This is a genomic window from Burkholderia sp. WAC0059, assembly GCF_002870125.1.
Classification (GTDB): Bacteria; Pseudomonadota; Gammaproteobacteria; order Burkholderiales; family Burkholderiaceae; genus Paraburkholderia.
Map to the genome: position 1 here is coordinate 12,574 of NZ_PNEO01000011.1, position 19,142 is coordinate 31,715.

Annotated in this window: 13 protein-coding genes and 1 pseudogene; 6 read left to right on the top strand and 8 right to left on the bottom strand. The window is 64.3% G+C overall.

Going from position 1 to position 19,142, the window contains the following annotated elements:
* Nucleotides 1-224: 224 nt before the first annotated feature.
* The 3 genes from fliD to CY652_RS12765 all read left to right on the top strand — a co-directional run bounded on the left by fliD (nucleotide 225) and on the right by CY652_RS12765 (nucleotide 6,715).
* The gene (fliD, locus tag CY652_RS12755; protein ID WP_102131085.1) at nucleotides 225-1,796 is read left to right on the top strand and encodes a flagellar filament capping protein FliD; all 1,572 of its coding nucleotides are present in this window, start codon (nucleotides 225-227) and stop codon (nucleotides 1,794-1,796) included.
* A 39-nt stretch (nucleotides 1,797-1,835) separates the two neighbouring features.
* Entirely contained in the window at nucleotides 1,836-2,162 is a 327-nt protein-coding gene (locus tag CY652_RS12760) for a flagellar protein FliT (RefSeq protein ID WP_102131086.1), read from the top strand.
* Between the two features lie 128 nt (nucleotides 2,163-2,290).
* Nucleotides 2,291-6,715 carry an O-linked N-acetylglucosamine transferase family protein gene (locus tag CY652_RS12765; RefSeq protein WP_102131087.1) on the top strand — a complete coding sequence of 1,475 codons (4,425 nt, stop codon included), beginning with the start codon at nucleotides 2,291-2,293 and terminating at the stop codon, nucleotides 6,713-6,715.
* 143 nt (nucleotides 6,716-6,858) lie between these two features.
* On the opposite strand, the gene CY652_RS12770 is transcribed toward CY652_RS12765, so the two are convergent.
* From CY652_RS12770 to CY652_RS25115, 3 genes and pseudogenes are all read right to left on the bottom strand, one after another.
* A complete protein-coding gene (locus CY652_RS12770) occupies nucleotides 6,859-7,953 on the bottom strand; it encodes an N-acetylneuraminate synthase family protein (protein ID WP_102131088.1) in 1,095 nt (364 codons plus the stop codon).
* 78 nt (nucleotides 7,954-8,031) lie between these two features.
* Entirely contained in the window at nucleotides 8,032-9,465 is a 1,434-nt protein-coding gene (locus CY652_RS12775; protein WP_374703659.1) for a thiamine pyrophosphate-binding protein, read from the bottom strand.
* A 66-nt stretch (nucleotides 9,466-9,531) separates the two neighbouring features.
* A pseudogene (locus tag CY652_RS25115) lies at nucleotides 9,532-10,298 on the bottom strand (thiamine pyrophosphate-binding protein); the annotation flags it as partial.
* On the opposite strand from CY652_RS25115, the gene CY652_RS12780 reads away from it, so the two are divergent.
* Both CY652_RS12780 and CY652_RS12785 read left to right on the top strand, forming a co-directional pair.
* The gene (locus CY652_RS12780) at nucleotides 10,260-11,231 is read left to right on the top strand and encodes a hypothetical protein (protein WP_102131089.1); all 972 of its coding nucleotides are present in this window, start codon (nucleotides 10,260-10,262) and stop codon (nucleotides 11,229-11,231) included. The pseudogene CY652_RS25115 and the gene CY652_RS12780 overlap by 39 nt on opposite strands.
* Nucleotides 11,232-11,368: 137 nt before the next feature.
* Nucleotides 11,369-12,223 (top strand): class I SAM-dependent methyltransferase, encoded by an 855-nt coding sequence (locus CY652_RS12785; protein ID WP_102131090.1) that lies wholly within the window; start codon nucleotides 11,369-11,371, stop codon nucleotides 12,221-12,223.
* 12 nt (nucleotides 12,224-12,235) lie between these two features.
* On the opposite strand, the gene CY652_RS12790 is transcribed toward CY652_RS12785, so the two are convergent.
* Nucleotides 12,236-13,243, bottom strand: coding sequence for an NAD-dependent epimerase/dehydratase family protein (locus CY652_RS12790; RefSeq protein WP_102131091.1), 1,008 nt, complete (start codon nucleotides 13,241-13,243; stop codon nucleotides 12,236-12,238).
* A 444-nt stretch (nucleotides 13,244-13,687) separates the two neighbouring features.
* On the opposite strand from CY652_RS12790, the gene CY652_RS12795 reads away from it, so the two are divergent.
* Nucleotides 13,688-14,791: a hypothetical protein gene (locus tag CY652_RS12795; RefSeq protein ID WP_146010084.1), complete on the top strand. Its 1,104-nt coding sequence runs from the start codon at nucleotides 13,688-13,690 to the stop codon at nucleotides 14,789-14,791.
* A gap of 357 nt (nucleotides 14,792-15,148) precedes the next feature.
* On the opposite strand, the gene CY652_RS12800 is transcribed toward CY652_RS12795, so the two are convergent.
* The 4 genes from CY652_RS12800 to CY652_RS12815 are packed head-to-tail and all read right to left on the bottom strand — an operon-like array spanning nucleotide 15,149 to nucleotide 19,020.
* A complete protein-coding gene (locus CY652_RS12800; RefSeq protein ID WP_102131093.1) occupies nucleotides 15,149-15,847 on the bottom strand; it encodes a nucleotidyltransferase family protein in 699 nt (232 codons plus the stop codon).
* The gene (locus tag CY652_RS12805; protein ID WP_102131094.1) at nucleotides 15,844-17,304 is read right to left on the bottom strand and encodes a PfkB family carbohydrate kinase; all 1,461 of its coding nucleotides are present in this window, start codon (nucleotides 17,302-17,304) and stop codon (nucleotides 15,844-15,846) included. The genes CY652_RS12800 and CY652_RS12805 overlap by 4 nt, the downstream gene beginning before the upstream one ends.
* The gene (locus CY652_RS12810; protein ID WP_180970563.1) at nucleotides 17,304-18,206 is read right to left on the bottom strand and encodes a phytanoyl-CoA dioxygenase family protein; all 903 of its coding nucleotides are present in this window, start codon (nucleotides 18,204-18,206) and stop codon (nucleotides 17,304-17,306) included. Before CY652_RS12810 ends, CY652_RS12805 begins: the two co-directional genes overlap by 1 nt.
* A complete protein-coding gene (locus CY652_RS12815; RefSeq protein WP_102131096.1) occupies nucleotides 18,139-19,020 on the bottom strand; it encodes a sugar nucleotide-binding protein in 882 nt (293 codons plus the stop codon). The genes CY652_RS12810 and CY652_RS12815 overlap by 68 nt, the downstream gene beginning before the upstream one ends.
* Nucleotides 19,021-19,142 lie beyond the last annotated feature (122 nt).

A 19,142-nucleotide genomic window follows, 5' to 3' on the forward strand; every position in this document is an offset into this window, starting at 1 on the left:
GTCATCATTCAGGCGCTAAACTTGCGCACGTAGCGTAAGTCCCGGACGAGCAGTCGGTTTTTCACCCGCTGCTCGTCCGCTTTTGTTATCGAGCGGACTGGCTTTTCAGTCCTCGACCCAATTCAAGGCAGTTCGATCCGGCGCGCACGCCATACCGAGATGTCGCGCTGCCGCGCGGCCCCGCTGCAAGATGCTCGGGCCCGGATACCCAGAAGGAGCATGTCGTGTCGACTATTTCGGGCTCTACTTCCAGCACGACGCCCGCGGAAGCTGCCGCGGCCGCGTCGGCCGCCGCCCAGGCGGCCCTCCAGGAGGCGTCGCAGTCGCTGATCAGCGGCGTCACCGGCGATACGTCGATGGACGTCTCGACCATCGTGACGGCGCTCGTCGACTCGAAGGTGGCCGGCCAGCAGGCCGCGCTCGAGACCGAAGTCTCCAACGACGACACGCAGATCTCCGCCATCGGGCAACTTTCGGCCGCCCTGTCGCAGCTCCAGGTCGGCCTCTCGCCGCTGTTCAACGGCGACATCGCCAGTACGTTCAACGCGACCGTGAGCGGTTCGGGCCTGTCCGCCACGGCCAGCACGGGCGCGGCGTCGGGCGCCTACACGGTCGACGTTTCGCAGATCGCGCAGGCGCAGAGCCTGACCTCGGGCGCCTTCTCGTCGTCGGACGCCGCCGACATGGGCACCGGCACGCTGACGATCTCGGTCGGCGGCCAGTCGATGTCGCTCGACATCACGTCCAGCAACGACACGCTCTCCGACATCGCCTCGGCCATCCGTTCGTCGAGCGACAATCCGGGCATCACCGCGTCGGTCATCACCGGTTCGAACGGCACCGAGTACCTCTCGCTCGACTCCAGCGAGACGGGCGCGAGCAACGTCATCAACGTGTCGGTGAGCAACACCACGAGCAGCAGTTCGCCCCTCGTCAACCTCGGCGTGACGTCGACGGCGGGCGCCACGAGCAGTTCCGGCTCGAGCAGCACCGCCTCTTCGATCACCTCGACGAGCGGCGCCTGGACCCAAAACACGGCCGCCCAGGATGCCATGCTCACGATCAACGGCATCGCGGCCAGCAGTTCGAGCAACACGGTCTCGGGCGTGCTGAGCGGCGTCACGCTGACCCTCGGCCAGTCGACGAGTACCACGACGCCGTACACGCTGTCCGTCGCGCCGAACACGAGCACGATGGAAAGCGACATCGAAACCTTCGTGTCCGACTACAACACCGTCATCAGCACGGTCGCCAGCCTGACCTCGTTCAATTCGAGCGGCGCGGCCGGTTCGCAGGGCGGCCCGCTGCTCGGCAGCACGATGGTCAACCAGATCCAGGCTACCTTCGGCGTCATCGTCGGCTCGTCGGTCACGAGCGGCGGCATCACCGCCACGCTCGCGCAGCTCGGCATTTCGCTGAACCCGACGAGCGGCACGCTGACGATTTCGGACCCGACTACGCTCGACAACGCCGTGACGAGCGACCCGGCGCAGGTCGAGGCGCTGTTCAACTCGACCAACGGCATCGGCCAGCAGTTGAACGCGCAGATCACGTCGTTCACGCAGTCGGGCGGCATCATCGACGATACCGAAAGCACGATCAGCACCAACCTGCAGAGCGTCACCTCGCAGACCACCTCGCTGCAGACGTACATCCAGCAACTGACGTCGCAGTACACGGACGAGTTCACCTCGCTGAACGACCTGATGACCACGACGAACAACGAGTCGCAATACCTGACCGCACTGTTCGGCGGCGCCAACAGCAGCGGGACGCTGAACAGCTCGTCCTCGTAATCGCCAGGTCGAATCCGGACGAAACAGGGAAGCGGCGCAATGAGCGATACGCAATCCAGCGCAGCGCAGGCAAAGCTCGTCGAGCAGGTGCTGGAGCTGACGCTTGCCATGGAACACGCCACGCACATGCAGGACTGGCGCGGCGCGGCGCGCCTCGCGCGCAAGCGCTCGCCGCTGCTGATGTCGCTGAGCCGGAACCAGACGCCCGCGTCGCTCGAGCACATCGAGCGCATCCGCACCGTCACCGGCACCATCGCGAAGGAAGCCGAAGTCGCCATGGCCGGGCTGTCGGCGGAGTTCCAGGCGGCGAAAGCGCGCTCCTCGGCGGCGCTCAAATATCTGCGCGGCGCAACGGGACGCTTCTGACCGGGGCGCCCCGCTTCCTGACGAATTGACGAATTACCTGTCAATTCCGCCTTTGCTTGCCCGATCGGGTGTCCTGACGGCGGCCTAGACTGGCGCGAAGCCCCTTCGCGCCCCGCCAGGACATCCTCATGTCGCACACCGCAGCACCGGCCCCCTCGCCTACGCCAGCCGCCCCACTATCCGGGGAGCAGCAGGCCGCGCTGGCGCGCGAGTTCGCCGCGACGCTGGACGTCCTGAGCGCGCGCGGTCGGCACGACGACGCCGAAGCCCTCGCGCGCCAGATGGTGCAACTGCTGCCCGACGAGGCCATCGGCTGGAAAACGCTGGCGCAAGGCCATCTTCGCCGCGGCGATCTGGCCGGCGCGCTGACCCCGTTGAGCCGCGCGGCGGCCCTGCAGCCCGGCGACGCCGAGCTGCAACGGCACCGCGCGGCCGCCGTCGCGATGCGCGACGCGCTGGCGCTCGACGCGGCCGGCCGTTACGCCGATGCGGGCCGCCAATACCAGATCGTGCTCGCGCAGTACCCCCAGCACCCCGAGGCCAACCACCGTTTCGGCGTCGTCGCGATCCGCCTCGGCCAGCCGAGAGCCGCGCTGCCGCATCTCGAAACGGCCATCGGGGTCAACCCGCACAACGGCCAATTCTGGGTCAACTACATCGACGCGCTGCTGCAATCCGGCCAGTTGAAGGCCGCCTGGATCGCGCTCGAGATGGGCCAGCAGCACGGCATGCAAGGGCCCGGCGTGAACGAGCTGATCGGCATCATGAGCGCGATGTCGTCCGACGGCGTCTCGGTCCGACGCGCCCCTTCTCCGGCGGGCAACCCGCCGCTGCCCGCCGCCCCGCAGAACCACGGCGCCGGTCGAGCCGACAGCGCGCCGGCGGCGCCCGAAGGCACGCCGACGAAACAGGAAATCGGCACGCTGCTCGACCTGTGCAACAGCAAACAATACGAGACCGCCGAAAAGCGGGCCCGCGCGTTCGTGAAGCGCTTTCCGTCGAATCCGACCGGCTGGAAAGTCCTGAGCGTCGCCCAGTTCGAGCAGGGCCGCTACGACGAACTGCTCGCCCACGCCCAGCGCGCCCGCGAGCTGGCGCCGGGCGACATCCAGGTCCTGCAGATCAATGCGGTCGTGCTGGGTGCCCAGTTGCGCTACAAGGAGGCCGAGACGGCCTGCCGGCAACTGCTCGAAGTCAACCCGAACCATGCCGAAGGCGTCCGGCTGCTGGCGGTCATGCTGCTGTCGCTGGGCCGCTTCGACGAGGCCGAGCAGACGTTCCTGCGCGCCGGGGAACTCGCGCCCCGCGTGACCTCGGTGCCGGCCGGCCTCGGCTCGTTGTACCTGCAGTACGGGCGCCTGCAGGACGCGGCCCACCAGTTTCGCCGCGCGCTCGAACTCGACCCGGCCAACGCCCTGAACTGGAGCAACCTCCTCTTCTGCCTCACGCACAGCGAGGACGTCAGCCCGGACGAGCTCGCCGCCGAGCATCGCCGCTTCGGCGCGCACTACGACGCCCTGCACGAGGCCGATCGCCTCCCGCACGCCAACGCGAAGGACGCCGGCCGGCCGCTGCGCATCGGCTTCGTTTCGGCCGACTTCCGCCGGCACGCCGTCGCGAACTTCCTCGAACCCGTGCTGCCTCACCTCGCCCGCCAGCCGGGACTGCTGCTCTACGCCTATTCGAGCACGCCGAGCGCCGATTTCGTCACCGAGCGCATGCGCGTGCATTTCGCGGGCTGGCGGAACATTTTCAGGGTCGGCGACCAGGAAGCGGTCCGCCAGATCCGCGCGGACGGCATCGACATCCTGATCGACCTGTCCGGCCACACCGCCGAAAACCGCCTGACGCTGCTCGCCTACAAGCCCGCGCCGATTCAGGCGAGCTGGATCGGCTATCCCGGCAGCACGGGCCTTGCAAGCGTCGACTACTTCCTCGCCGACCGCTTCTGGGTGCCCGACGAAACGTACGCGCGCCAGTTCACGGAGAAGATCGTCCGGCTGCCGGCCGTGGCGCCGTTCCTGCCCGAGCAGATCGCGCCGCCCATCAATCGGCTGCCGGCGCTCGGCAAGGGCTACGTGACGTTCGGCAGCTTCAACCGGCTCGACAAGATCCGCCGCGACGTGGTTGCGCTATGGGCGCGGCTGATGCACGCCGTGCCGGGTTCGCGCATGCTGATCGGCGCCATGCCCCAGGACGGCAGCGGCGAGGCGAAGCTCGCCGGGTGGTTCGGCGCGGAAGGCATCGCCCGCGAACGGCTCGACTTCCGCCTGCGTTCGGCGACGCCCGTGTTCCTGCAGCAGCACCATCAGGTCGACTTCTGTCTCGACACGTTCCCGTTCGGCGGCCTGACGACGGCGCTCCATTCGCTGTGGATGGGCGTGCCGACGCTGACGCTGCCGGGCAAAACAGTGCCGGGCCGCAGCGGCGCGACGGCGATGAGCCATGCTGGCCTCGCGCAGTTCGTGGCGACCGACGCCGACGACTTCGTGCGCCGCGGCGCGGCCCTCGCCGGCGATCTGCCCGCGCTCGACGCGCTGCGCAGCTCGATGCGCGAGCGCTGCCGGCATTCGCCCATGTTCAGGCCCGACGAGATCGCGCGCGGCGTCGGCGAGGCCCTGCGCGCCATGTGGCAGCGCTGGTGCGCGGGGCAGCCCGCCGAAGCGTTCGAGATCGCGGCGGCGCAGGCCGAGCCAACCCGGGATCTCGTCGCGAAAGACACCGCCCCGTCGGCCCGGCAGTGCCAGGAAGCGCTCAACCTCTACAACACGGGACGCGTGACCGAAGCCGAGGAGACCGCGCGCCAGCTCGCGACGGATTTTCCGGACCACCCGATCGGCTGGAAAATCCTCGGCCTCTCGATGTACCGTCTCGGCCGCTACAGCGACGAAACGCTCGCCCATCTGCTGCGCGCGCGCGACATGGTGCCGGACGACCTCGACCTGCTGCAGGTGCTCACCGCGCTGCTCGAAACGAAGCGCCGTCATGCCGAGGCCGAGGAAGCCGGCCGCCGGCTCGTCGAACTCGTGCCCGATCACGCCGAGGGGCAGCGCCTGCGCGGCATCGCGCTGATGTCGCTCTGGCGCTTCGAGGAAGCCGAGTTCGCCTGCACGCGCGCCGTCGAGCTGACTCCCGAGTCCGTGCTGGCATGGAACGCGCTGGCCCTGCTCCACATGCGGATCGGCCGCCTCGCCGTCGCCGCGAAAGAATTCCGGCGCGCGATCGAGCTGGGCCCCGAGGGCGAATCGACGTGGAGCAACCTCATGCTCTGCCTGCAGCACGACGAAACCGTCAGCCCCGACGAACTCTTCGCCGAGCATCGCCGCTTCGGTTCGCACTTCGAAACGCCGCGCAAAAAAAACTGGCCGCGCCACCCGAACAGCCGGGAACCGGAGCGGGTGCTGCGCGTGGGCTTCATCTCCGGCGACCTGTGCCGTCATCCAGTCAGCAATTTCCTCGAGCCCGTGCTAACCCACCTGGCCCGCGACGAAAGCCTGGCGCTGTACGCCTATTCGAGCACGCCGCACCGGGACAGCACGACGGTCCGGCTGCGCGGCCATTTCGGCCACTGGCGCGAGATTTACGGGGCCGCCGACGCGGACGTGGCCGAACTCGTACGCACGGACGGCATCGACATCCTGATCGACCTCTCTGGCCACACCGCCCACAACCGTCTGCTCGTGCTCGCGGGCAAGCCCGCGCCGCTTCAGGCGAGCTGGATCGGCTACCCCGGCACGACGGGTCTCACCGCCGTCGACTATTTCATCGCCGACCGCTTCTGGGTGCCCTCGGACGCGTTTCGCGCGCAGTTCGCCGAGCAGATCGCCTACCTGCCCGCCGTCGCGCCGTTCCAGTCGGAACCCGACGCGCCGCCGGTCAACGCGTTGCCCGCGCTTGCCAACGGCTACGTGACCTTCGGCAGCTTCAACCGCGTCAACAAGCTGCGCCGCGAGGTGGTGAGCCTGTGGGCCCGCCTGCTGCGCGCGGTGCCCGACGCGCGGCTGCAGATCGGCGCCATCCCCAACACGGGCAGCGCCGCGAGCACGCTCGCCGGATGGTTCGACGAGGAAGGCATCGCGCGCGAGCGGCTGACGTTCTGCGAGCGAGCCTCGGTCCACGAATTCCTGGCTCAGCATCACGCGATCGACATCTGCCTCGACGCCTTCCCGTTCAGCGGACTGACGACGGTGCTGCAATCGCTGTGGATGGGCGTGCCGACGTTGACGCTGCCGGGCCGCACGGTGCCGGGCCGCAGCGGCGCGATGGCGATGAGCCATGCCGGGCTCACGCAGTTCGTGGCCGACAGCCCCGACGACTTCGTGCACCGCGGCGCGACGCTGGCGGCGGACCTGACGACGCTGGCCGGGCTACGCTCGGGTCTGCGCGCGCGCTGTCTCGCTTCGCCGATGTTCCAGCCGGAGACGGTGGCGCAGAGCCTGAGCGCGGCGCTGCGTATTATGTGGCGGCGCTGGTGCGAGGGAGAGCCGGCGGAGTCGTTTTCCGTCGGACAAACGGCGGATCAGGATCGGCCGGAAGCCTACCTGGAAGGCTAGAGAACAGACTCGATCGCGGCCGGGACAACCCTGGCGCGCGCCGGGCCTGATTTCGGCAAGGGAACGGAGCCTGCCCCGCTCCGCTCGCGAGGCAATGGCGACATGGCCGGCGCGACGGCGACGGCCCGAACTCCGCTAATCCGTCACAGCCCCCGTCGTTCGACGAGTTCGAGCAACGCGGCGTTTTCCGCGTAAGGGCTGTCGATCTGCCTCACGTGGATGGGCGCATGGGCCGCCACCGGTTCGAGCAGGCGCTCTCCGGTCATCAATTCGCGGCAGCTCATTTGCCCTTTCTGCAACGGAATCGCGAGGTAGTAATCTTCGGGCCGCAGTTCTTCGCCGACCGCGAGATCGCGTTTCGCATAGACGCCGCGCACCAGACCGTCGAGATACGTGATTTCCTTCTGCGGCGGGATGCGCTTGGCCGTCCCCGGCGCGCCGCACATTTCGACGGCCTTCTTGTACGCCCGGAACCAGACGTCCGCCTGCTCGGGCAGCGTGCAATACGGAGAAACCGGAATGCCGTCCGCTTCGATGTCGATGTGTCGTTCGAACGTGCGCGCGCCTTTCGCGTACGCGATCATCACGGAACTGGTCCAGTCGGTTTTCTCGTGCGTCGAGAAACCGATCACGTGTTCGGGATAGCGGTCGCTCAGGAAATCGACCTGGTTGATCTCCAGCTCCTGATCCTCCGACGGGTAGATCGACACGCAATGATTGATCGCCAGCGGAATGTGGCGGCTGCGGAAGAATTTGGAAAGATCGTCGATATCCTTGAGCGACGACCCGCCCGTGGAAACGATCACCGGCTTGCGCGTTTTGGCGATTTCCTCGATCAGTACCCAGTCGTTGAGGTCCGAGCTCGCGATCTTGATGATCTCGACGCCGAGGCGCACGCACAGACGCACCGATTCCTCGTCGAACGGCGTGGACATCGGAATGCAGCTCGCGCGCCGGACCGCATCGATCATCGCCTTGTAGTGGTCGACGCTCATCTGGGTATCGACGGTCTTCTTGATGTAGCGAATGTCGGTGCGATCGCGGAAATCGCGATGAATGAAGCGGTCGACGTCCCGAAACTGCAGCTTGATCGCGGCCTTTACGTTGTTGAAACGGACGATGCGCGAAAAATCGGTAATGATTTTCAGACCGCGCTCGAGCCGGCCCCAATGATTGTTGGCAAGCTCCAGAACGAACAGGCCGTCAAACAGCCGCTGGGATTCTCTCTTGTAATCCATGAAGACTCCAGAACAGGTTCGACCGGCAGACAAGGAAAACCCGCCTTCGGCTGCCGGGGTAAATTGGGCCGAATTCCCTTACTCCGGGCAGCCGGGGTAGCGCATCGCCACGGCAAGCTCCTCGGGCTGCAGAAACGGAAACATGTCTTCGAGCTCCGGGCTGCGAATCGTTCCGTCCGGCAATTGCCGGGAACTGACGCGGGGCTCGAATCCCTGCTGCGGATCGAGCATGACCTCGATCAGGCCCGGTCCGGGCGCCTCGATGGCCGAACGCAGCGCATCCTGGAAATTCCGCTGGTCGATCCGGATGGACGGCAGCCCGTAGGCCGCGCCGACCGTCGAGAAATTCGGGAACGTCACGCCGCTCTCCGGCCCCTCGCCGGCAAGCCGCTTGAAGAAGTTGGCCTGGGATGACCGGATCGACAGATACCCCGCGTTGTTCAGCACGATCAGCTTGATCGGCAACTGGTAATGCACGATCGTCTGCAGTTCCTGAATGTTCATCTGCGCGCTGCCGTCGCCGGCGATCGCCCACACGCGTCCGCCCTCGGGCACCGCGAACGCGGCGCCGATCGCGGCGGGGATGTCGTATCCCATCGACGCGCTGCCGGAGTTCGAGAACAGCCGCACGCCGTGCCTGATCGGCGCGATCTGGAACGGGATGATGCAGGCCGACGCGTTCCCGGTCGCGACTACGTCGCCGGGCCGCGAAAGACCGAACAGCGCGTCGATGAACAGGTAAGGATTGATGTGGCCGCTCCAGGGTCGCGGACGAGCGTCGAGCGCCGGATAGCGCGTGCGGATCCCGCTCACCCACTCGCGCCATTCCGCGAACCGGGCCGGCGCCGCCGTACCGGGCGCGTCGCGCAGCAATAGCGGCACCAGTTCGCGCAGGTCCGCCACGATCGCCTCGTCGGGCTTGAACGTCGGCTTGCGCAGTTCGGCTTCGTCGATGTCGATCTGCACGACCCGGGCATTCTTCGCGAAGCTCGCGAAGTTGTAGCCGGTCTGCCGGATGTTGAGGCGGCTGCCGAATACCACGACGAGATCCGCCGCCTGCAGCACGAAATTGCCCTGACGGGTGCCGATGGTGCCTGGCCGACCGGCGAAGAGCGGATGATCGGAGGGCACCGTGTCATGGGTCCAGCCGGTTGCGATCGGCACGCCCAGGATTTCGGCTGCCCGCACCAGGTTTTCGTGCTGGCCGGACAGCCTGGCGCCCGTGCCGAGCAGGAGCAGCGGCCGCGACGCGCCGGCAATGTCTTGCAGCACGCGCGCAACGGCCGACGTCAGTCCGGCACCTTCGAGCAGGGCGGGCAGCGCAGGCAGCTTGCCGTCCCACGGCTCGAGCGCGTCCGCATCGATCTGCGCCGATTGCACGTCGATCGGCACGTCGATCCACACCGGCCCCGGCCGGCCGTGCCGACACAGCGCCCATGCGCGCTCGATCACCGCGCGGGCGCGCAGCGGATCGGCCAGCGTCACGGCCTCCTTGCAGACCGGGCTGGCCATCGACACGATGTCGACCTCCTGGTCGCCGAGTTGGCGCAAACCCGGAACCGGCGTGGTGACCAGATGCGTGTCGCGCTTGACCTGACCGGACAGCACGAGCAGCGGGATCGAATCGGTGAAGGCGCCGAACACGCCGTTCAGCGCGTTGATGGCGCCGGGGCCCGTCGTCACGTTGATCACGCCGGGCGAGTTCAGCACTCGCGCGATCCCTCCGCAGCCATCGCGCAAGCCTGCTCGTGGTGGCAAAAAACCGGCTGCAGGCCATCGGCATGCGTAAGCGCATCGTTCAGGAACATCGCGCCGCCGCCCGTCAGCATGAATACGTGCCGTACTCCCCGACGGGCGAGGAACTCTGCCAGATATTCGGCAACCCGCATCATTCGCATAGAAAACCCCGCAACCCGCTTTAATATTCCGTAAGCCGCAACGGAGGCAACCTGCGCTCGCGCCGCGGACATACATCCCCAGATTCGTCGAGTATCCCGTCGAATAGCGCCTTTTAAAGCCTGGACTAGACGGGCAAAAACCCACCAATTCGCGAAACAGGGGCGGCACCGGCGGTCTCCGCCGGCTCCGGTTCCGCCCATCGAGGCCTGCCGTGAGGGGGCGCATGCTGGCCGGCCCGCTCGCCGCGCCCATGCCCCGAACCGACGAGGACACGCCCGTCTCCGACCGACGAATCGGCCCCGACCGGCACCGAATTGACCAGAAATCCCCACCCTGCTCCATGAATCAACGGCATGACAAAGGGATAGACTCCATAGCAACCTTCCGACCCACCATGACAACCCGCCATGAAAGATCCCGACTTCATCATTTGCGCGCCCCTGCATATGGTTTTCATGTCGAATGGGGTGCTTGCGCTCACCCAGCTCGCGCGCGCAATCGAGAAGGCCGGGCGGTCTGCGTTCATGTGCGCCTACAACTATGTGAACGGCCGGGAACTCATATTCGGCATAGACTTCGATACCTATGTCCCGAAAAACGACGGTGAAAAGAATTTCGTTGGCGTAATCAAGCGTGCGGAACGGGAACTCGGAATCAGGATGCTGAAGGATTTTTCCCCGCAACACATCAACGAGTGCTATGTCGTCTATCCGGAAGCGATGCGGAATAATGCGTTGAATGCCAAACGTGTCGTCCGCTATTTCCTGAACAAGGACGGCATCATGAATGGAATAAAAGTTAACGTCGGACCCGACGATTTCATTCTTGCCCATTCGCGTGTGATGCACCCGGCCACACAGCACGTCTGTTACTTCGCCGAGGTCAATCCGATTTTTCACAACGAAGGTACGTACCCAGCCCAATACCGGAGGCTGGACATCACGTATGTCGGTAAAGGCGCCGTGTTCGGCGTTACCGGAGCCGTGCCTCACACCGTAGAAATCACGCGCACCTGGCCCACGAACAAGGACCAGCTCGTGCAGCTCCTGCGCAATTGCCGCTTTTTCTATACCGGGGACGCATGCAGCCAGATAAACGTCGAGGCGTTAGCCTGCGGCGCCATTCCGGCATTCCTCGACAATGGCCCATGGACCGACGACGAGCTCGACCGCTTCGAGCCGGGTCCGTTTCCGCGCCTGTACGCCGGCATGACGGCGGGCGAGAACTTTTACGACGAGTTCGAAGTGGCGCGTACGAGGTACCTGACGCGGATACGCGAGCTCACTGCGAGCTGGGACGCCAACGTTGCCGAAATGATCGATAAAGTGGACGTGCATTTCAGCGCAGGCCTGCGTACGGCGCGTGCGACGGACGTCTGAGCCGACCGGGACGTCGGCGCGGGAAACAGGTAAGGCATCGTCTAAAAGCGGTATCGGCGTACCCGGGGTAGCGCGCTGATGCGCATCGGCATGGCGAATGCCGAGCCGACCGCTTTGCTACAGGAGAGTCGTCGTTTATGCGTATCGCCAGTCGCTGCATCTGTTGCACCAACGAAAAGCTTCTATCGTCGCCGGCAATCCTCTCCCCTTTCGTTGCACACCGCGTGTTCGGATATCAGCCCGTCGAGATCACCCCGGCCTGGGAGCTTCGCGATATTCGAAAGGGCAACGCCTACATGATTTGCCGATCGGTTCAATGCCCGGCATGCGAAATGCTCTTCCTTGACATGCGTTTTGACGACGAGGAACTGGCATCGCTTTATCGTGACTATCGTGGCGACGAATATACGCAACTGCGCATTTCGTACGAGCCGGGTTACCTCGAGACCAGCAAGGTTTATGAGCGTCGGGCCGGCTACATCGGCCGGATAGAAGCATTCCTGAGACCCTGGCTACCGGCATCCCCGAAGATACTCGATTGGGGCGGCGACTCCGGAATCAACACCCCGCTCCTGGACGAGGCCAATCTCGTCCACATTTACGATATTTCGGGTAAGCCGACGGTCGACGGCGCGGTTGCAGTCGACCTGCAGACAGTCAAGGAAACCGCATACGATCTGATCATCTGCATGCAGGTGCTCGAGCACATACCGTTTCCGCTCGAACTGATCCGGACCATTGCCGCAAGCATGGATGCCACGACCATGCTTTATCTTGAGGTTCCGTACGAGGTCCTCATGCGCACCCACCACGGATCGACAAATGCTTATCGGTATAAACGTCACTGGCACGAGCACATTAATTTTTTTTCCGAAACCTCGATGAGCGCACTGGCAGAGCAGGCCGGCCTGGAAATCGTCGCGCTCCAGCCTATCGCCACGCCCGACACCAAACAGGGAAGCGTATTGTCGGCACTGTGCCGGCTTGCATGAATGCCTATTCCGTCAGTCCGACGCGCCTTGTGGATTTCCTGTTTCACGGCGTGCGCGGATCCCGGCAGCAGCCCGCCGGATCGCATCCGCGAGCGGAATTTCGTTGACTAGCTGCAGCTCGGCGCGAGCCAAAGAAACGTCGGGCAGGTAACGATTGCGTACTGCGTTGTCCGCTCCCCGCCGGGCCATGATGCGTACCGGCTTGCCCGGAGCCAGCAGGTCGCGGACCAGATGGGCGAGTTCGCCGAGCGTCACGGCCTCGTCCGAACCGACGTTGTAGGCACGCGCCGCCGGGCCGCGCTCCAGCAACGCAAGCAGCCAGCGCGCCAATTCATATTGGTCCAGATACGAACGTACCGGGCTGCCGTCTCCGTTGACCACGATTTCGTCGCGAAACAACGCATCGCGAATGAAATTGCCGATCGCAAAATGCACGTCGAGCGGCAAATCCTCGCCGACGAATGCGAAACAGCGGGCCACCACCGGCTCGATGCCGAAGCGGTTCGCGTACAGCGCGCACAGATGCTCGGCCTGACGCTTCGCAACGCCGTAGGCACCGGATACGTCGAGTGGATCCGGCATGCCGTTGTAGCCTTCCGGAATCGCGGCGAGACTTTCGGGCTGCGGGCCGTACGCGCCGCCCGAACTGGTCAGCAAAAACCGCCGCGCACCATGTTCCACCGCGAACTGCAGCATGTTGCGCGTACCCTGCACGATCTGCTCGTAGCGCCGATAGGCATCCAGATTCCGTACATCGGTCGAATCCGCCGCGGCATGCAGCACGTGCGAAAAGACACCATTTCGCGGCAGGCTTTCCGGCACTTCGATGTCGCCGCGATGGAAAGCGAGCCATGACAGCCCGGCAAATTCCGGATACTCCTGTTGAAATCGCCGGGGATCTCGGCTCAACACGGTGAGCCGCGTCACTTGAGCCTCGCGGGCAGCATCGTCGAGCGCCATCAGATAGCGCAATATCGCCCGGCCGAAAAAACCGGTTCCGCCGGAAAAAAGAATGTCCATGCTGGGTATCCAGGTCGTCGTTCAAAAGACGAACGATCTGCCTGTGCCGCCTCCATCGGCGACGACAGACTTTATCGCGCGCATTCGCAACAGAAATCTCCGGCCGATGGGCGCGATGCCCACGTCTTATGGATCGTTGCCATGGCAAACCCGACAAGACTAACCGCTGCGCTTCGTCGGCAAACCGACAAAAACGGACTCATTTTGCCGGTAATTCGCCTGCCGCCGGCGACTTCGGAACATCGAAACCGCCCGGCTGCGACCTCGAATTGACCCGGGATCCTTGCCCTGATCCGCAAATTGCCCGGGTAACCAGCGGATAAACTCGATAGCGGTGGTCACGGCGCCGAACAATTCGAGCGCCGATGCCGACCGGCAGACAGTCCATCGCCACCGTTCGACGCGATTTGTGTTTCCAGCGAATTACCCGCACGCCAGAGATCGATGAATACCCTCCGAGAAACCGAATACCATAAAATCCTTGGCAATCTGCGGCATCCGGAACGAAGGTCGTGGATACTCATGAATCCGGGCGCCATCGGCGAGACCACAACGGTTTGCGCTCTTGCATCGGCCTTCGCCAGAAAGCACGGACACCCAGTCACGATCATCGTACCGCCCGATCACCAGCCGGTCGTACAGATGTACCCGAACCGTTTCCTGCGCATCGTGACGATGCCGCGAGAATCCATGATAAACATTACCTACAGCTATCTGGATCCGCTCCGGTTCGAACTCGATATCCCGATTTGTGCACATCAATACGAGCTTGGGGATGGCCGTATCGATGACATGCAATATCTTCTTAAATACCCTGGGCGCGGAGGATTGACGTGCACCGACATATTCCGCCATCTGCTGCGCCTGCCATGGAATACCGCTCTCGAGCGTCCGACGGTTCCCGAACAGTTTGTGGCGGAAGCGCGACAATTTGCCGCGAAAGCCGGCATCGTACCTGACCAGTCCGTCATTCTCTTTCCCGCAGCGAATTCGAATACCCGGTATTCGCAACTGCCGGATACGATGTGGAAAACCGTTGTCGCCCGGCTAAAGGAGCTCGGCTATACGGTGTTCTGCAACATGAAGGGCGGTAACCACCGGCCCGCGACGATGCCTGTCGAAGGCGCCATTCCGATTGAAGTTCCCATGCATCTGGCACTGCCCCTGGTGACGATCGCGGGCCGCACGATAACCAGTTCAACCGGCCTGCAATTCTTGATGCTACTCGGTGGGCAGTTCCGGCAAATGACCGTCGTAGTGCCCATGCAGGGCAATTTCGACGATTACAGCATGAACTATCGGACCTACATGGCAATGAGCCCGTTCGCACAATACACGTTGCCAGAGATGTGCCTGAATATGCCGCTGTCCGAGTTTGCTGTTCCCATTGACGGGTCGGAAAAAGACTTTACGCGTATCGGGATGGCTATCGCGAACAATGATCGGGCAGACATCAACTGCGTAAAACGTGTAGGACTCGATGGCAGGCTTTATGTCGAGGAAAACGAAAGCTGGTTGAAGGAACTCATCGCTCCGCTAAATGCCTGAGCGACGTGGCGTTTCAACCGGTCCGACAGAAGACCTCATTCTCGCCGCTATCGTCAGGGTACGCATGTCGAAACGGATGCCAGTCATCCGCCTCTGTTCAGCAACACGTTCTTTCTCGTCAGATGGGTTGGGCGAGCCTCACGAGCCCTGGCGACAGCGCTCGCCGCCCTCGGTTGACATCAGGTTCGTACAGCCGTCGCGGCCCGATTCCGTCAGGGGCGCCGCGTTTCCGACGTTCTCCGGCAACACGATGGGCTCCATAGATGGCCAGGACCAACAGGCGTCATGCGTCGAGCTTCGAGTCCGACGCCGTCACCGTCGCGAAAGTAAAGGCGGTATGACGCCTCGCGCGCCCTGTCATTCCCCGTGCAATGCGTTCGCGCGCGCATAGCTCTGCGGGGTACCGATATCGATCAGCAGTTCGGACGTCTCGTAGGTATAAATACGACCGAGCAGTCGCGGCAACACCTCCGTACTGAAATCGGTCACGTCGCCGGCATCGGAACGAAGCCAATCCAGAAACGCAGCCGACAGCAGATAAATAGCGCCGTTCGCGAGATTGTCTTTCGGCTCGGCCGGCTTCTCGTCGAAGGCCGTCACGACTCCGCGCGTATCGAGCGTCACGATTCCGCACGACGACGGCGTTTCGGTGCGGAACGTCATCATCGTCATCAGGCAATCCGCGGGACGCGAACGATGCGCGCGAATGAACGCATCGATATCGGCAAGACAGTAGTTGTCCGCGTGGACCAGCAGGCCGTCCTCGCCGTCGAAAAAGTCGAGATTCGCGCGCACGGTGCCGGCTGTTCCCAGCAATACGGACTCGTGCGTCAGCGTGATACGCTCGGGCCACGCGCTTCGCGACACAAACGCCTCGACCTGCTCCGCCAGGTAGTGTGCGTTGATCAGGAACGGGCCACATCCGGCATCGGCGAGCCGCTCGAGCCAGATTTGCAGCAGCGGCCGGCCACCGACGGGAACGAGGCATTTCGGAACGCGCTCGGTCAGCGGACGCAGGCGGGTACCCAACCCGGCAGCCAGCAGCAGCGCTTTCATCGTCCCGGCTTCCGCAGGAGTTCCAGCAGTTCGTCGGTGCGGATCGGCGTATTCCCGACCCGCCCCACCTGAATGGCGGCGGCGACGGACCCAAGCAGGGCAGCCTCCCAAATGCTGCCGCCGCTCGCAAGCGTAAGCGCACCTGCAATCAACAAGCTGTCCCCCGCTCCCGCCACGTCGCGCGCCGATGTATTCAACGCCGGCAGCCGGTCGGTCAACTCCTCGCCCGCCGGAACTTCCGCAGGGTGGACGAGCAGGCCTTCCTCGCCGAGCTTGAGCAACACGTTGCGGGCACCGGCTTTCTGCCGCAACTGCTCGGCAAGGATGACCAGGCCGTCCTGACGATTGCGCGTGCTGATCCTCGCTTCGTGCTCGGTCGGCGTCAGCAGGTCCATGTCGCGAAACCGGCCGATGTCGCCGACTTGCGACGACGACTGACTGTCGGCCACCAGCATCACGCCGTGCGCGCGCGCCATTGCCGTGATCGCGTCCACCAGCGGCTGGGGCAGGCAGCCGTAGTTGAAATCCGAGAAAACAAGTAGATCGATGTCGCCCGCGATGCGTTCGAAACGTTCGAGCAGGCTCTTCTGCAACTCGAGGGAAATCGCCGTCTGGTGCAGATAGCTGACGCGCAGCAGCGTCTTGCCCTTGCTGCGGAAACGCTGTTTGCGCGTCGTCGGGCGCACTTCGTCGATGAGCAGGTCGGCCTCGACGCCATGCGCGGCGAACCGCTCGAGCGAGAATTCCCGCGCGGCGTCGGCCCCGGTCACTGAGAGGAAGCGCACGCTCGCGCCGAGCCCGGCCGCGTGAGCCGCCACGATGCCCGCGCCGCCGATGAACTGGGTCGAGTCGACCGGCGTCACGACGATCGTCGGGTCTTCCTGGGACATGCCGAGGGGCTGACACGTGATGTACTCGTCGACGATCAGGTCGCCGACGATGCAAACCCTCAAGCCGGAAAACCCCGTCACCAGATCGACGAGCCTCGACCTCTGGATGCCGTGACGGGCAAGATATTCGTCCGGCACGGCGATTGTGCTCGGATCCGATTGATAGAACGCCTTGCGGATCAGGTCCACCGACGAAAACATCGTTTCGCCGGAACTGAACAACAGCTTGCCGCCGTATTGCTCGACGACCGCCAGCTCCGGATTGAAACGGGACTCGTGCTCCTTGCCCTTGACGACCACGTCGGGATGCAGCTTCGCAAGCGCACCGGTCACCGGCTCGTCCATCAGGAATGCCTCGTCGACCCAGACGTTGCTCTGGATACCTTCGAGACGTAATTGCTCGGGGACGTGTGCCGCGGCACCTGCGATCCGGTCGCTTTCCACCGCGACAACCAGCCGGTCGCCGCACTCCTTCGCGAAGCGCAGCAGCCGCACATGCCCCGGGTGGAGCACGTTGAAGTGTCCGGAGACAAAGACGATTTTCTGTTTCACGGCATCGGCATTCATTAAAGCAGTCCGGTTCGCTTGAACACAAAAGTCATTTCGACACTGACGCGGCTCTTCGAGCCGGCATTGACCGCACCGCCATGCAACAGGTTTTCGCCGAACAGGACAGCCTGCCCCGGTACGACCGGCAATAACAGCCTCTCGCTTTCGGCGAGCGGTTCGTCCAGCCTCGGACGCGGATATCCGTCCGCTCCGTTCACGTATTCGACGCGCCACGTCCGCTTGTGTGAGCCAGGTACGACGTAAAGCCCGTTGAGACCCGGCTCCGTATGGATCGAAAGCCACATTTTCACGGTCCTCTCGTCGGGGCCGAAGAGTTCGGCGCCGTTTTGCCCCTGCACGCGATGAAACCACCTGTCCGTGTGCATCGCGCCGACGTCGGAAGTCGCGTCCGGACGCACCAGTCTCCAGTAGATCTCCGGGTAGTCCGGCACGGTGCCGGAGAAAAGCACGACATCCGAGATGCGCGTTCCCGCGCCGAACATGGCTGTCAGGCGCCGCACGAAATCAAACTCCCTGATTTTGATGGCCGTCTCTCTGGGCAGCACGCGCGACTCTTTCTGCCATAACGTCGAATGCGCAACCAGATGCGCATGCCGATGGTAGTGTTCAAGCCCCGCGTCGCGAAACACGTGTTCGTGCTCGGGACACGCGGCCCGGATGCGTTCGATCCACTGCCCGAAGATCGCCGTGCGCAGGAACGCGAGCTCGTCGGCGCCGATGGAGAACGCCGTGCTGTACCCCGCCTCGCCGAAAATGTCGGCGAGGATGTCGGCATCCGTTGCACGGGTATTCATGAACCGTCTCCAGAATTTGAGGTCATGGAAGAATCCGTCAGTACAGCGCGCGCAGCACGTCGAACGCACATTCGGGCGGCGGCGCGTCGAGGCCGAGTTCGGCAAGACCGGCCGGATGGAGCGCCGCATAACGCGGCGCCGCAATCCGCTCCGAGCGATTGCGCGGCACGGGCTGGACCAACTGCCGATCCGCACCGATGCGCTGAGCAATGATCCCGGCGGCCTGCGCATACGTGATATCGTGCGTCGCCGTCGCGTGAACGATGCCGGAGCGGCGCGCCGCCGCGACCCTGCACAGGACATCGATCGCGAACGAAAGCGCCACGGGCGCCATCGTCAGATCCTCGAACGGATGGATGGCCTGCCCCGCACGCAACGCGCCGATCCACCCGTCGAATAGCGGCATGTCCGGCACGACGATTTTTCCCGGACGGACTATCGCGACCCGATGGCCCAACCCGAGCAGCCTCTGTTCGGCTTCGGCCTTCTGCCGCCCATATGCCGTCTGCGCGCCATATGGGTGGTCTGCCTTCGCAAGCGGCGCATCGCCGTCGAACACCAGATTCGTCGATATGAACACGACAAACGTGCCCTGCGCGACGAGGCGCCCGGCAAGTTCGACCGTGTGCAGCACGTTGACGATGCGGGTCTGCTCAGGGTATGCGCCGCACTGCTCCTGCGAGCTGATCGCCGCGCACAGAAACGCGACGTCGGGCGGCACGTCCGGCAACGACCAGTGCTCGGGCGTCTCGGCCAAGTCAAGAAACAGCCGTCTCCCACCCTGGGTGCCTGCCCGACGCGTCGTGCTCCATACCTGATTGGCTGACATCAACGCATCGAGCAGTCCTCGTGCAATGTTGCTTTCGGCGCCCGCGACCAGGACCGAACCCAGCGCCGTCCCGACCGCCACGCTATTCATGCGAATGCCGCTCCCGTCTGCCGCGCCCCGCACCGGCCGGATTACCCGGACGAACGGCCGTCCGTGCAGGCGACATGCCACACGGCAAAACCGCGTGGCGGGCACGGGGGGACTCGTCCGAC